The sequence below is a fragment of the Amycolatopsis sp. NPDC051371 genome, from assembly GCF_040682155.1.
Classification (GTDB): Bacteria; Actinomycetota; Actinomycetes; order Mycobacteriales; family Pseudonocardiaceae; genus Amycolatopsis.
Window position 1 is genome coordinate 135,546 of record NZ_JBFBAG010000005.1, and the last position, 14,939, is coordinate 150,484.

At 70.7% G+C, this 14,939-nt stretch carries 10 protein-coding genes; 4 read left to right on the plus strand and 6 right to left on the minus strand.

The window, feature by feature from the left end:
• Positions 1-10 precede the first annotated feature (10 nt).
• Entirely contained in the window at positions 11-529 is a 519-nt protein-coding gene (locus tag AB0M59_RS08995) for an N-acetyltransferase (protein ID WP_364611058.1), read from the minus strand.
• Between the two features lie 126 nt (positions 530-655).
• Positions 656-4,363, minus strand: a complete 3,708-nt coding sequence (locus tag AB0M59_RS09000; RefSeq protein ID WP_364611061.1) for a multifunctional oxoglutarate decarboxylase/oxoglutarate dehydrogenase thiamine pyrophosphate-binding subunit/dihydrolipoyllysine-residue succinyltransferase subunit — start codon at positions 4,361-4,363, stop codon at positions 656-658.
• A gap of 258 nt (positions 4,364-4,621) precedes the next feature.
• On the opposite strand from AB0M59_RS09000, the gene AB0M59_RS09005 reads away from it, so the two are divergent.
• Positions 4,622-4,894: a hypothetical protein gene (locus tag AB0M59_RS09005; RefSeq protein WP_364611064.1), complete on the plus strand. Its 273-nt coding sequence runs from the start codon at positions 4,622-4,624 to the stop codon at positions 4,892-4,894.
• On the opposite strand, the gene AB0M59_RS09010 is transcribed toward AB0M59_RS09005, so the two are convergent.
• From AB0M59_RS09010 to AB0M59_RS09025, 4 genes are all read right to left on the minus strand, one after another.
• Positions 4,891-5,433 carry a DUF4291 family protein gene (locus AB0M59_RS09010; protein ID WP_364611067.1) on the minus strand — a complete coding sequence of 181 codons (543 nt, stop codon included), beginning with the start codon at positions 5,431-5,433 and terminating at the stop codon, positions 4,891-4,893. The genes AB0M59_RS09005 and AB0M59_RS09010 overlap by 4 nt on opposite strands.
• 183 nt (positions 5,434-5,616) lie before the next feature.
• On the minus strand, positions 5,617-9,372 hold the full coding sequence (locus tag AB0M59_RS09015) for an ABC transporter ATP-binding protein (RefSeq protein WP_364611070.1): 3,756 nt from the start codon (positions 9,370-9,372) through the stop codon (positions 5,617-5,619).
• Between the two features lie 96 nt (positions 9,373-9,468).
• Positions 9,469-10,353 carry an ABC transporter permease subunit gene (locus AB0M59_RS09020; protein WP_364611073.1) on the minus strand — a complete coding sequence of 295 codons (885 nt, stop codon included), beginning with the start codon at positions 10,351-10,353 and terminating at the stop codon, positions 9,469-9,471.
• Complete coding sequence (locus AB0M59_RS09025; protein ID WP_364611076.1) at positions 10,353-11,402, minus strand: ABC transporter ATP-binding protein; 1,050 nt, start codon at positions 11,400-11,402, stop codon at positions 10,353-10,355. Before AB0M59_RS09025 ends, AB0M59_RS09020 begins: the two co-directional genes overlap by 1 nt.
• Before the next feature lie 354 nt (positions 11,403-11,756).
• Here AB0M59_RS09025 and AB0M59_RS09030 point away from each other — a divergent pair, with 354 nt between their 5' ends.
• From AB0M59_RS09030 to AB0M59_RS09040, 3 genes are read left to right on the plus strand one after another with little or no spacing between them, the layout of a single operon-like run.
• A complete protein-coding gene (locus tag AB0M59_RS09030) occupies positions 11,757-12,434 on the plus strand; it encodes a response regulator transcription factor (protein WP_364611079.1) in 678 nt (225 codons plus the stop codon).
• Positions 12,427-13,779, plus strand: a complete 1,353-nt coding sequence (locus AB0M59_RS09035; RefSeq protein WP_364611082.1) for an ATP-binding protein — start codon at positions 12,427-12,429, stop codon at positions 13,777-13,779. Before AB0M59_RS09030 ends, AB0M59_RS09035 begins: the two co-directional genes overlap by 8 nt.
• A gap of 45 nt (positions 13,780-13,824) precedes the next feature.
• Positions 13,825-14,937, plus strand: a complete 1,113-nt coding sequence (locus AB0M59_RS09040; protein ID WP_364611085.1) for an acyltransferase — start codon at positions 13,825-13,827, stop codon at positions 14,935-14,937.
• Positions 14,938-14,939: the final 2 nt, after the last annotated feature.

Here is a 14,939-nt window from a genome sequence, read left to right on the forward strand (position 1 = left end):
CGAAGGCTCCTCAGATCCGGGAGAACGCCGGCGCGTACTCGAACGCGCCCGCCTGCGTGGGTTTGTAGCCGGTGAGCGTGCGGGCCTGGAAGTGCTTGCCCCAGGCCGGATCCGGCGCCGTGATCGAGAGCGTCGACGCCGTGACGAAGCCGAACCGCGCGTAGTACGCCGGGCTGCCGAGCAGGACGACCACGCCGTACCCGAGCGCGTCCGCCGCGGCGAGCACCGCGTGCACCAGCGCCGATCCGACGCCGACGGCCTGGTGACCGGGCAGCACGCCGAGCGGCCCCAGCCCGACGGCCGACGTCGTGTCCTCGCCGACGCGGGCCCGGCTGCAGCACACGTGCCCGGCGAGCTCGCCGTCGCGGACGGCCACCAGGGACAGCGCGTCGAGCAGGTCGCCGTCCGCGCGCAGCTCGTCCACCAGCGGGGCCTCCACCGGGGTGACGTCGGGTTCGCGCCGGAAAGCCTCGCTGTGGATCGCGTACACCGTGGTCCGGTCGGCGGGCGTCTCGCGGCGGATCAGCATGGTCGCCACCCTGCCCTGAACCGGCCGCGGGCGAAAGCCGATTTCACCGGCGTCCCCCGAAAGCCGTGAAGGCCACCTTGAGGAACTCAGAGTTCCTCAAGGTGGCCTTCACGGACCATCAAGCGATCAGTCGAACGCCTTCGAGATGAGCGCCTTCTGCTCCACCTCGTGGACCTTCGACGAGCCGGCCGACGGCGCCGCCATCGGGCGGCGCGACACGACCTGCAGGCCCGAGAGCACCTCCGGGAACTTCCGGGGCAGGTTCAGGCCGAAGAACGGCCACGCGCCCTGGTTTTCCGGCTCCTCCTGGACCCACGTGACCTGCGTCGCGTTGGTGTAGCGCTCCAGGGCCGCCAGCAGCTTCTTCTTCGGCAGCGGGTAGTACTGCTCGATCCGCACGATCGCGACGTCGTCCGCCTCGCGCTTCGTCCGCTCCGCCACCAGCTCCCAGTACAGCTTCCCGGAGGTCAGCAGCACCTTGCGGATCTTCGCCGGGTCCGGCGTCACGTCGTCGATGACCGACATGAACCGGGACTGGCCGGTGAAGTCGCTGGTCGCCGACGTCGCGGCCTTGTTGCGCAGCATCGACTTCGGCGTGAAGACGACCAGCGGGCGCTGGATGCCGTCGAGGGCGTGCCGGCGCAGCAGGTGGAAGTAGTTCGCCGGGGTGGACGGCACCGCCACCGTCATCGAGCCCTCCGCGCACAGCGAGAGGAACCGCTCGATGCGGCCCGACGTGTGGTCCGGGCCCTGGCCCTCCTGGCCGTGCGGCAGCAGCAGCACGACGTCCGAGCGCTGGCCCCACTTGGCCTCGCCCGAGGAGATGTACTCGTCGATGACGGTCTGCGCGCCGTTGACGAAGTCACCGAACTGCGCTTCCCACATCACCAGCGACTCGGGGTTCGCCACCGAGTAGCCGTACTCGAAGCCGACGGCCGCGTACTCCGACAGCGCCGAGTCGTAGATCATCACGCGGCCCTGGCCGTCGGCCAGGTTCTGCAGCGGCGAGTACTCCTGGCCGGTCTTGCGGTCGATGAACACCGAGTGCCGCTGGGTGAACGTGCCGCGCCGCGAGTCCTGGCCGGACAGCCGGATGAGCCGGCCTTCCAGCGCCAGCGACCCGAACGCGAGCAGTTCGCCGAACGCCCAGTCGATGTCGCCCTCGCGCGACATCTTGTGACGGCGCTCCATGACCGGCTTGACGCGCGGGTGCGGCGTGAAGCCCTCCGGCACGTTCACGAACGCGTCGCCGATGTGCTCCAGCGTCTCGCTGGTGATCGACGTCGACACCTTCGCCGGGACCTGCTGCTCCTCCTCGACCGAGGGGCTCGCCTTCGCCGGGTGCTTCTCCAGTTCGCGGACCTCGTTGAAGACGTGCTCCAGCTGGCTCGAGAAGTCGCGCAGCGCGGCTTCGGCCTCTTCGACGGAGATGTCCCCACGGCCGATCAGCGACTCGGTGTAGGTCTTCCGCACCGAACGCTTCGTGTCGATGATGTCGTACATCGCCGGCTGCGTCATCGAGGGGTCGTCGCCCTCGTTGTGGCCGCGGCGGCGGTAGCAGATCAGGTCGATGACGACGTCCTTGTGGAACGCCTGGCGGTACTCGACGGCCAGCTTGGCCACCCAGTGCGCGGCCTCCGGGTCGTCACCGTTCACGTGGAAGATCGGCGAGCCGATCATCTTCGCGACGTCGGTGGCGTACTGGCTGGAGCGCGAGTGCTCCGGCGCGGTCGTGAACCCGACCTGGTTGTTGACGACCACGTGCACGGTGCCGCCGGTGCGGTACCCGCGCAGCAGCGACAGGTTCAGCGTCTCGGCGACGACGCCCTGGCCCGCGAAGGCCGCGTCGCCGTGCATCAGGACCGGCAGCACGGTGTAACCCTCGCCGCCCTTGTCCAGGAGGTCCTGCTTCGCGCGGACGATGCCTTCGAGGACCGGGTCGACGGTCTCCAGGTGCGACGGGTTCGCCGTGAGGGAGACCTTCGTCTCGCCGTCGCCGAACATCCGGAAGTACTTGCCCTCGGCGCCGAGGTGGTACTTCACGTCACCGGAACCGTGCGCCTGGCCCGGGTCGAGGTTGCCCTCGAACTCCTGGAAGATCTGGCTGATCGGCTTGCCGACGATGTTGGCCAGGACGTTCAGCCGGCCGCGGTGCGGCATGCCGATGACGACCTCGTCGAGCTCGTGCTCGGCGGCCTTGTCCAGCAGCGTGTCGAGCAGCGGGATCGCCGTCTCGCCGCCCTCGAGCGAGAAGCGCTTCTGGCCGACGTACTTGGTCTGCAGGAACGTCTCGAACGCCTCGGCGGCGTTCAGCTTCGAGAGCACGTACTTCTGGACCGCGGGGTCCGGCTTCTCGTGCGGGATCTCGACGCGCTCCTGGATCCAGCGGCGCTCCTCGGGGTCGAGGATGTGGGTGTACTCGATGCCGACCGTGCGGCAGTACGAGTTGCGCAGCACGCCCAGGATGTCGCGCAGCTTCATCCGCTCCTGGCCGGCGAAGCCGCCGACCGGGAACTCGCGGTCGAGGTCCCAGAGCGTGAGGCCGTGGGACAGGACGTCCAGGTCGGCGTGGCTGCGCTGGCGGTAGTTCAGCGGGTCGGTGTCGGCCATCAGGTGGCCGCGCATCCGGAACGCGTCGATGAGCTCGATGACGCGGGCGGTCTTGTCGACCGGGCCCTCGGGGATGTCGGCGACCCAGCGGATCGGCTCGTACGGCAGGCGCAGGCTGGTGAAGACGTCGTCGTAGAAGCCGTCTTCGCCGAGCAGCAGCTGGTGGATGCGCTTGAGGAACTCGCCGGACTCCGCGCCCTGGATGATGCGGTGGTCGTAGGTCGAGGTCAGCGTCATGATCTTGCTGATGCCGAGGTCGACCAGCGTCTTCTCGCTGGTGCCCTCGAACGCCGCCGGGTACTGCATGGCGCCGACGCCGATGATGGCGCCCTGGCCGGCCTGCAGGCGCGGCACCGAGTGGTTGGTGCCGATGCCGCCCGGGTTGGTCAGCGAGATGGTGGTGCCGGCGAAGTCGTCCGCGGTGAGCTTGTTGTTGCGGGCCTTCTTGACGATGTCCTCGTAGGCCTGCCAGAACTGCAGGAAGGACATGTCTTCGCAGCCCTTGACCGAAGCCACGACGAGCGTGCGGGAGTTGTCCTTGCCCTTCATGTCGATCGCGAGCCCGAAGTTGACGTGCTCCGGCGTGATCGCGAACGGCTTCCCGTCGATCACCTGGTAGTGCCGGTTCATGTTCGGGTAGTTCTTCAGCGCCCGCACCATGGCGTAGCCGATGAGGTGCGTGAAGGAGATCTTGCCACCGCGGGTGCGCTTGAGGTGGTTGTTGATGACGATGCGGTTGTCGGCCATCAGCTTCGCCGGGACCGCGCGCACGCTGGTCGCGGTCGGGACGCTCAGCGAGGCGTCCATGTTCTTCGCGATGGCGGCCGCGGCGCCGCGCAGCTGCTTCGACTCCGGCTCTTCCTTCTTCGCGTCGGCCTTCGGCTCCGCCTTGGCGGCGGCCGGCTTCGGCGCGGCCTTCGGCTCCGGCTTCGGGGCCGCCTTCGCGGGGGCCGGCTTGGTCGACGCCTGCTTGGCCGCCGACTCCGCGTTCTGCACGGCCTTGGCCGAAGGCTGCGCCGCCTGGCCGTTGGTGGCCGGCTTGGTCTCGGCCTGCTGCCGGGCGTTGTCCGCCTTGGCCTGCGCGTTCTGCGTCGGCTTGAAGTCCGCGAAGAAGTCGTGCCACGCGGCATCGACTGAAGATGGGTCTGCGAGGAACTGGTCGTACATCTCTTCGACCAGCCACTCGTTGGGGCCGAACTGTGACGCAGGGCTGCTGCTGGACACGGCTGGGGCTCGCCTCTATCCGTCTCGATCTCGATCATGAATCCGCTGATGCGCCTACCAGGCTAACCCCCTCGGTGACCGCGATGTGATGGAACCGGCCTGTGTGAGGCGTGGCGCACTAGGGGATCGGTCACTGACACGATCAAGATGTGCTAAGGGAACCTTAAGCGCTGTACCCGGTACAGGGTTCGCGGGCTCTTTTTCCGGGGTTCTCTGACCTGCCGTCGGCCGTTCACCGCGGCGCGTTCCACTGGGCGGATGTGGCTGGTCGAATGTCCTTCGTTCTGGGACCAGGGCCTGGTGCGGCCGCTGGTGACGGAGTCCGGCACGGTCGTGTTGCGCTGCGACTCGTGCCAGGCGGTCTGGCCGACGCTGGCCGACTTCGAGGAGATGGAGTGGGTCGAGCCCGACGAGCCGGACTGGCTGGTCGGGGCCGGGGTCCACGTCCGTCCGGGGACGGTCCGGTGGGCTTCGCGGCCGGACGTCGAGGCGGCGGGGATGGGCTCGCTGAAGTGGCGGGCGCTGCCTTAGCCGGTGGCGTCGACGGCCTTGGCCAGCTCGGCCGGCAGCTCGTACGGCGGCTCGTGGGGGACGAGCTTCACCGCCTTGTGCAGCTGGTCCGTGGCGAGGAGGCCGGAGATGTCGCGCATGACGGGCGTGACGTCGGTGATCGACTGGATCCATTCCTCGGCGTAGTGGTCGGTGGCTTCGCCGGTCAGGCCGATCCGGATCGCCTCGAAGTTCAGCGGCGTGTGGTCGAGGTCTCGCTCCGCGTCCCACTGGATGAGCACCGAGCCGCCGGCCGACCGGGAGAGAGCCTGCTCGAAGCCGTCGCGGGTGAGGTCGACGGCCAGGATGCGCTCCTGGCCGGGCTTGCTCCCGTTGCCGCTGCCGTAGGCCGCCCAGCGGAACGACGGCACGAGCCACGTGGTCCCGCCCCGCTCCGCGAACGTCTGCTTCTCGAGCGCGGCGTCGGCGACCGCGGGCGAACAGGCCTGGTAGACCCGGACCGTCGTCCCGGTCTGCGCCGCGCGGACCTGCCGGTCGGGGACCCGCTTCTCTTCGAACATGCCCGCCATGCTCCCAGCGCGCGGCGACCGCGGCCACGGCTTCCTCCGTGCGCGAACCCGTATCCCGCGTGATTGGGGACGAAAGTCGTGTGATCAGAGCCGTAACTCGCGTGACTGGAGCCGTAACTCGCGAGATCCGGCTTCAATCACGCGAGTTACGGGCTCGATCACGCGAGATCCGGATCAGCCGAGGGACCAGAGGCGGGCGTAGAGGCCCTTCGCCGCCAGCAGCTCTTCGTGAGTTCCGGTTTCGGCGATTCGGCCGTGGTCCAGGACCACGATGCGGTCCGCGCGGGCCGCCGTGGCCAGGCGGTGGGCCACCACGAACGTCGTGCGGCGCCGGGACACCGTCTCCGTCGCGCGGAGGACCGCCGCTTCCGTCGAGGGGTCCAGGGCCGCCGTCGCCTCGTCGAGCAGGAGGACGTCCGGGTCCACCAGCTCCGCGCGGGCCAGCGCCACCAGCTGCCGCTGCCCCGCCGACAGCGACCGGCCGCGTTCGCCCACCGGCTGCAGGAAGCCCGCCGGCAGGGCCGCGACGCCGTCGAACGCGCCCACCGCGCGGACCGCCGCCTCCACCTCGGCGTCGGACGCCGCCGGGCGGCCGTAGCGGACGTTGTCCGCCACCGTGCCCGAGAACAGGTGCGCCTCCTGCGGCACCACGCCCATCCGGCGCCGCAGCCCGGCGAGCTCGTACTCGCGGACGTCCGTGCCGTCGATCCGGACCTCGCCGCCGGTGACGTCGTAGTAGCGCGCCACCAGCTTCACCGCCGTCGACTTGCCCGCGCCGGTCGCGCCGACCAGCGCGATCGTCTCCCCGGCCGCGACGTCCAGCGAGAACTGCTCCAGCGCCTTCGCCTCGGTGCCGGTGTAGGAGAAGTCGACCTCCTTGAACGACACCTCGCCGCGCAGCCGGGCCGGCGTCGCGACGGCGTTCTCCGCCGCCGGCACCGACGTCGGCGTCCGCAGCAGGTCACCGATCCGGTTCAGGCCGACGCGGGCCTGCTGGTAGCCGTCGAACACCGACGACAGCTGCTGGATCGGCGAGAAGAACTGCTGCAGGTACAGCAGGAACGCGAGCAGCACGCCGGCCGACAGCGTCCCGGCCGAGACGCGGTTCGCGCCCGCGACCAGCACCGTCGTCATCGCCAGGTCGGACATCAGCGCGACTAGCGGGAAGTACGTCGCCACGTACCGCTGCGCCCGCAGCCGCGAGCGCCGGTAGTCGTCGCTGCGCGAAGCGAACGCTTCCGCGGAACGGTCTTCTCGCGTGTACGCCTGGGCGACGCGCAGGCCGCTCATGTTCTCCTGCATGTCCGCGTTGACGACGCTGACCCGCTCGCGGGCCTCGTTGTACGCCTTCGACGCCGCCCGCCGGAAGATCACCGTGGCCACCGCCAGCACCGGCACCATCGCCAGCGCGAACAGCGCCAGCCCGGCGTCGGTGATCAGCAGCGCCGCCGTGATCCCGGCCAGGGTCAGCGCGCTGACCACCGCGGTCGCCAGCCCGGTCTGCAGGAACGTCGAGAGCGCGTCGACGTCCGTCGTCATCCGGGTCATGATCTTCCCGGACAGCTCCCGCTCGTAGTAGTCGAGCCCGAGCCGCTGCAGGTGCGCGTAGCTGCGGACGCGCAGCGCGTACAGCACCGTCTCGCCGACCCGCGAGGTCAGGCGCGTCTGCGCGAACACCACCAGCCAGTCGGCCGCGATCACCACGGCGCCGATCCCGGCGGCCAGCCAGATCATCCACTCCACGCCCGCGCGGACGCCGTGGTCGACGCCGAACTGGTACAGCCCCGGCAGCGCGATCGACGCCAGCGCGTCCGCCGCCACCAGCCCGATCACCAGCGCCAGGGGCCGGCGGACCGGCCGCAGCAGCCGGGCCAGCCGGAAGCCGGGGTCGGGCGCGGTGACGTCCACATCGGACATCCGCGGCTCGTCGGCCGCGGGCGGGAGCTTGCGCACGCCTTCGATGAGCTCCGGTGTCGGCGGCACGTCCAGGCCGCCACTGCCGCCGCCCCCGCCGACGAACCCGCTGCTGTTCGGGTCGCCGCTGCGCTGGCGGGCCGCGTCGGCCAGGTCGTCGACCTCGTCGCGGCTCTCGTCCCGCGGCCACAGCGCCTGCGTGATCCCGGCCGGGCCGCAGTCGAGGCCCTCGCAGCGGTGCTTCTCCTCGACGTCGTCGCCCGGGCCCGCGACCAGCTCGCGGAACAGCGGGCAGCGCGCCATCAGCTCGTCTTCGGTGCCGACGTCGACGACGCGGCCCTCGTCCAGCACCGCGATCCGGTCGGCCAGGGCCAGCGTCGAGCGCCGGTGCGCGATCAGCAGGGTCGTGCGGCTCGCGGTGACCGAGCGCAGGGTCTCGTGGATCGCCGCCTCGGTGACGGTGTCGATGGCCGAGGTCGCGTCGTCCAGGATCAGGATCCGCGGGTCGGTGATCAGCGCCCGGGCCAGCCCGAGCCGCTGCCGCTGGCCGCCCGACAGCGTCAGCCCGCGCTCGCCGACCAGCGTGTCGTAGCCGTCGGGCAGGGCGCGGATGAACTCGTCCGCCTCCGCCGCACGCGCGGCCGCGACGATCTCGTCCTCGCTCGCGTCCGGGCGGCCGTACGCGATGTTGTCCCGGATCGACGAAGAGAACAGGAACGCCTCCTCGAACACGACACCGATCGCCTGCCGCAGCTGCCGCAGCGGGATGTCCCGGACGTCGAGGCCGCCGACCCGCACCGAGCCCGCGTGCACGTCGTAGAACCGGGGCAGCAGCAGGGAGATCGTCGACTTCCCGGAGCCCGCGGTGCCGACCAGCGCGAGGGTCTCGCCCGGGTTCGCGGTGACCGACAGCCCGGCCAGCACCGGGTCGGTCCGCGTGTAGCCGAACCGGACGTCGGCCAGCTCGACGCCGAGCGGCCCCGGCGGCAGCGGCCGCGCGTCGGGCGAGTCGACGACCTCGGGTTGCGCGTCGATCAGCTCGTACACGCGCTCGGCGCCGGCGCGGGTCAGCTGGGCCTGCACGACCAGGCCGGACAGCATCCGGGCCGGGCCGATCAGCGTCGCGAGGTAGGTCGCGAAGGCGAGGAAGGTGCCGAGGGTGATCGAGCCGTTCAGCGCGAGGACACCGCCGATGCCGAGCACGGCGACCTGGCCGGCGGCGGGCAGGGCCGCGGTGGTCGCCGTCGGCACTGCCGACAGCTTCGCCGCGCGAAGCCGCTCCGCGAACAGCTTGCGCGCGGTCCCTTCGAGCTTCGAGACCTCCCGCGTCTCCTGGCCGAAGCCCTTCACGACGCGTACGCCGGTGACGGTCTCTTCGACCTGCTGCGCGACGTCCGCCGCGCGCTGCTGCGCCGACCACGTCGCCGGGAAGAGGCGCTTGCGGCTGCGGGCGATGACGATGCCGACCGCGGGCGTGACGACCAGCGCGATCAGCGTCAGCACCGGCGACATCCACAGCATCGCCGCGAACGACAGCAGCGCGAAGATCACCGAACCGAACGAGAGCGGGACCTGCATCAGGATCCCGGTGACCAGCTGCAGGTCGGAGATGGCCCGCGAGACGACCTGGCCGGTGCGCAGCGCGTCCTGCTTGCCGCCGTCGAGGCGCGAGACCGCGTTGAAGACGCGCTGGCGCAGGTCGTGCTGGACGTCGAGGGCGAGCTTCCCGCCGAAGTACCGGCGCAGGAAGGCGGTGGCGAACGCGACCAGCTGCAACGCCACCAGGAAGACGGCGATCCCGGGCAGCGCACCGGTCTGCCCCGCCACCGCGTCGTCCACCGCCGTGCGCACCAGCAGCGGGCTCGCGGCCTGCACACCGACGCTGAACACGGCGGCGAGCAGCGACAGCACGACGATGGCGCGGTGCTCCCAGGCCGCGGCGGACAGCCGGCGGACCCAGCCGACGGTCTCAGCGGGTGGGAGCTCTTGACGGGTGCGGGGCGGAGCGATGGTCACGTTGTCACAGTAAGCGCCGCCACCGACAAAATATTTCCCCGAACGCGGAGAAGGCCGCCTCGAAGACTTCGAGACGGCCTTTCCGGACGGGTGAAACTACGTGATGTCGCGCTTCTGGTTGCCCGCCCAGCCGAGGCCGAAGAACACCATCGTCCACGCGAAGAAGATCAACGCCGAGGCCCACCAGGACAGGACGCCGGGAGCAGCCGCCGTGTACTGCAGCAGCAACTGGGCGCCCGAGTTGACGTCGTCCGGCAGGTTGAGCGAGTTGAACCCGAACGCGTCCGCGGCGATCCCGCCGACGATCCCGTTGGCGGTGCCGTTCGGCAGGATCCCGCCCAGGACGGTCGTCTGGCCCCAGAGCAGGATCACCAGGACGTTCTCCACGATCAGGAACCACACCAGGAACAGCACCACCGCGAGCGGCACGCTGCGCAGCACCGCGCCGAACCCGATGCCGAACAACGTCACCAGCACCGCTGCCAGGATCGTCCCGCCCAGCGCGGCCAGCCACTGGCCCGCCGACGGCCAGCGGCCCGAGTCGACCGACGACATGACGGCGATCGCCGAGACGCCGAAGCTGACCAGCCCGTAGATCGCGCCCCACGCGATGTAGGTGAGCATTTTCGCCGTCAACGCCGAGATCCGGTTCGGCGCGGTCAAGAACGTCGTCGTGATCGTCTTGCTGCGGTACTCACCGGCGAGGGCGAAGATGCCGAACAGCCCAGGGACGAGCTGCGCGAGGTTCACGCCGTGCGCCAGCGCCAGCAGCCCCACCGGCACCTGGCTCGGGTCCAGACCGATCAGCCGGGTGACCTGCCGGGCGTCGCTGTCCGAGCTCAGGAAGTCCGCGAAGTCGTTGGTGATCTTGCCCCACGCGAACGTGAGCCAGAACGCCACCAGCGCCAGGGGGATCAGCAGCACCCACCACGTCTTCAGGGACAGCGTCTTGCGGAACTCCGCCTTGATCAGGTTCCCCATCACTGCTGCGGTCCTCCCCAGTACTGCTGCTGTTGCTGCTGCGGGCCCGACGGCGGGCCCTGCTGGTACTGCTGCGGCGGGTACCCGGGCGGCGGCGGGCCCTGGTACTGCGGCTGCGGGGGATGACCCTGGGGGCCGCCGGTGTACTGACCCTGCGTCAGCTGGAAGAACATCCGCTCGAGGTCGGCGTGGTCCTCCTGCATCCCGTAGACGGCGATCCCGGCCTTCGCGGCGATGTCACCGATCTGCTGGACGCTCGACCCGGCGACCGCGACCCGGCCGTCCGGCGTCGGCGAAACCTGCTGGATGCCGTTCTCCTGCAACGCTTTCACGAGCGCCGGCGGATCCGCCGGCTGCACCAGCACGCGCGACTGCTGGCTCTTGCGCAGCTGGTCCAGTGAGCCGTAGTACCGCGTGACGCCCTGGCTGATGATCACGACCTGGTCGATCAGCTGCTCGACCTCGTTGAGCAGGTGGCTCGACACCAGGACCGTGCGCCGCTGCTCCCGCGCGTACGAGCGCAGGAAGTTGCGCAGCCACAGGATGCCTTCGGGGTCGAGGCCGTTCGTCGGCTCGTCCAGCACCAGCACCTGCGGGTCACCCAGCAACGCCGTCGCCAGCGCCAGCCGCTGCCGCATGCCGAGGGAGAAGCCGCCGGCCTTCCGGTCCGCGGCGCTGCCCAGGCCCACGAGGCCGAGCACCTCGTCCGCGCGCCGGTCCGGCACCCCGATGGCCGCCGCGTACACGCGGAGGTGGTTGCGCGCCGTCCGGCTCGGGTGGAAACCCTCGTTCTCCAGCACCGAGCCCACGATCCGCGCCGGGTTCCCCAGCTGCGAGTGCGGGCGCCCGTTGATCGTCGCCTGCCCCGCCGTGGGCGTCACCAGCCCGAGCAGCATCCGCAACGTCGTCGTCTTCCCGGCGCCGTTCGGGCCCAGAAAACCCGTCACCGAACCCGGCTCGACCGTGAAACTGAGGTTCTGCACCGCGTTCACCGCGCCGAACTGCTTGCTCAGGTTCTGCACCACAATCCGGCCACTGCCGTCGTGCATACCGTCCCCTTACGTTCCCGCTGATGCGGCGTCATCCTGCCCTACCCGCGCCGCCCGCGCGCACGGAACGGCCGAACCCGTCGAGAGCGACCTTCGTCACGTTCCGCAACCGGTTCCGGTCGCCCTGCGTGGTCCACGTGAGCCGCTGACCTGAGGTTTCGCAACCGGGGACATCCGGGGTGCAGATCAACTTGGTAAAGAATTCGTTCGACTTGCCGACCCGGTGCAGCGAAGTCCGCGGAAGCCCTCTAAGCTGGTACTCGGCGGCCCGCTCCCAATGACCCCCAGGTTGGTTGAGCGGGTCGCCGCTTACGTTCCCGGGCTTCCCCGCACACCTTGTGGCATCGTTGCGCGGTGCGGATCTTGCTCGTTGAAGATGAACGGCGGCTGGCCGAGGCCCTGCGGGCCGGGCTGAGTGCCGAGGGCTATGCCGTCGATGTCGCCCACAACGGGCGGGATGCGCTGTGGCTCGCCACCGAGCATCCCTACTCCGCCATCATCCTCGACATCATGCTGCCCGGCCTGAACGGTTATCGCGTCTGCCGGCGGCTGCGGGACCAGGGCGACAGCACCCCCATCCTCATGCTCACCGCCAAGGACGGCGAGGACGACGAGATCGAGGCCCTCGACACCGGCGCCGACGACTTCCTGCCCAAGCCTTTCTCCTACGGTGTCCTGCTCTCGCGGCTGCGCGCCCTCATCCGGCGGGGCGGCGCCACCCGGCCGGGGGTCCTCAAACTGGGTGATCTCGAGCTCGACCAGGCCGGCCGGACGTGCCGGCGCGGCACCGCCGACATCACCCTCACCGGCAAGGAGTTCGCCCTCCTCGCCTACCTCATGCAACGGCCCGGGCAGGTCGTCACCAAGGCCGAGCTGCTCGACAACCTCTGGGACTTCGCCGCCTCCGCGACCGCCAACCTGGTCGAGGTCCACGTCAGCGCGTTGCGGCGCAAGATCGACGTCCCCTTCGGCGCCGAGACCATCCGGACGGTCCGCGGTGCCGGCTACCACGTGGTCGGCTCGGGTGCCTAGTTTCCCGCGCTCCACCCGCTTCCGCGTCGCGGTGACGGCCTTCGCCGCCTCGGCCCTCGCGCTCGGGGCCGTCTCGGTGTGGTTCGTGCTCCAGGCGGAGAGCCGGCTCCGGAACGCCGCCACGCAGCTCGCCGATGCCCACGCGGACGCGATCGTCCAGCTCCTCAACACCGGCGCCCGGCCCGCCGACCTGACGCTGCTCGTGCGTGACTCGATCTACGAGGTGAAAGACCGCTCGGGCACCTCGGTCGCCTCCTGCCCGGCGCTGCGCGAAGCCACCTTGGCGGCGTACGACACGGAGATCACGCTCAAGCCGTACGAGATCGACCGGGCCGACCGGGCGTCCGTCGGCTGCGCCCCCGAGCTGGGCGGGCTCGACGACTACCTCACCGTGCACGTCGTCCGCGAAACCAGCGGCGACAGCAAATACGACGTGTTCGCCGGCGTGCAGATCGACCCCGAGGGCCAGGCCGCCGTCGACTCCGTCCGGACCGTGCTCACGGCCGGTGTCCCCGCCGTCGCACTGCTCATCGGCGTCATCGCGTGGCTGGCCGTTCGCCGGTCGCTGCGCCCGGTCGAGGCCATCCGCGGCGAGGTCGCCGAGATCGGCGCGCACGACCTGAGCCGCCGCGTCCCGGCTCCGCGCACCGGCGACGAGATCGCGCGCCTCGCCGGGACGATGAACTCCATGCTCGCGCGGCTCGACGAGGCCGTCACGCGCCAGAGCCGGTTCACCTCCGACGCGTCGCACGAGCTGCGCACCCCGCTCGCGTCGCTGCGGACGCAGCTGGAAGTGCTGCTGGCCCACCCCGACCGGCTCGACTGGCGCCACTCCTGCGAGAACGCGCTGCTCGACGTCACCCGCCTGCAGGACCTCGTCGCCGACCTGGTGCTGCTCGGCAAGCTCGACCACGCCGGGCCGGACCGCCTCGAACCCGTGGCACTGTCCGAAGTGGTCCAGGCGGTCGCGGCCGGCCGGGCGGAGATCGAGGTCCGCGGGGCGCCGGTCGTGCGTGGCCACCGGTCGCGGCTCGAACGGCTCCTGCGCAACCTCGTCGACAACGCCCAGCGGCACGCGGCGTCCCGGGTCGTCGTCGAGGTGTCCGTTGTGGACGGCTGGGCTGTGCTGTCGGTCACCGACGACGGGCCCGGCGTCCCCGAAGCGGACCGCGAGCGCGTCTTCGACCGCTTCGTCCGGCTCGACGACGCCCGCGCCCGCGACGACGGCGGATCCGGCCTGGGCCTGGCGATCGTCGCCGACATCGCCCGCGCCCACGGCGGCACGGCCGCGGTCGAAGGCGGGAGCCGGTTCGTCGTGCGGCTCCCGGAGCTGAAGATGTCTTAAGCCCGCTTCAGGCTGCGTTCAGCGTCCGGGATCGACGCTGCGGCCATGATCATCTCTTGGCGGCCCCTCGACCACGCCGAATACCGGGCGTCGTCGTGGTTCCCCGGTCTCACCGGCCTGCGCGCGCTCGCCGCGCTGGCCGTCGTGTTCTTCCACTACGGCGGGCCCGTCGTCGACCGGCTGCAGGGCTGGATCGCCGTCCAGCTGTTCTTCGTGTTGTCCGGCTTCCTCATCACCACGCTGGCGCTGCGCGAAGAAGACCGCACCGGCCGGATCTCGCTGCGCGACTTCTACGTCCGCCGCGTCTTCCGGATCATGCCGGTGTACTTCCTGCTGCTGGGCCTGACGGCGCTGGCCGTGACGCTCGCCGGCGCCTACCGGAGCAGCCGGCTCGGCGACGCGATGCCGTACTACCTGAGCTTCTTCAACGAAGTCGTCGACTTCAACACGCCGTACCCGACGTCGTGGTCGCTGGGCGTGGAGGAGAAGTTCTACCTCGTCTGGCCCGCGCTGCTCGTGCTGACGTCGTTCGCGAAGTCCGGGAAGGCCGCGCTGCGCCTGCTGATCGGCGCGGGTGCGGTGGGTCTCGTGCTCGGCGTGCTGCCGTTGGCGCCGTCACACCAGTGGGCGAGCCTGACCGTGCACTACGGCTCGCTGGTCGTCGGCTGCCTGCTCGCGCTGGCCCTGCACCACCCGCGCGGGTTCGCCGTGCTGCGGCCGCTGACCAGCCCGGCCGCGGCGGTGCCGGTCGCGCTGGGGTTCTGCGTGCTGCAGCTGTCGGTCAAGCCGCTGGGGCAGGCGCTGGGCGGCTACTGGCAGTTCGTCGTCCCGATCTACGCAGTGGGCGCGGCGCTGCTGCTCGTGGCGGTGATCGCGCAGGGTCCGGTCCGGCGGTTGCTCGCCAGCCGTCCGCTCACCTACATCGGTGACCGGTCCTACGCGCTCTACCTCGCTCAGACCGGGGCCGCGGGCGTGACCGGGCTCCTGCTGCCGACGGGCCTGCTCAAGGCCGTCGCGACCGCCGCCGTCGCGCTGCTCTTCGCGTGCGGCCTGCGACGGTGGGTCGAGCTGCCCGCCATCGCGATCGGCAGGCGGCTGGTGGCAAAAGGGGAACGGGCCCCTGCCGAGGAACGACAGGAACCCGCTCGGGTGAAATAGGG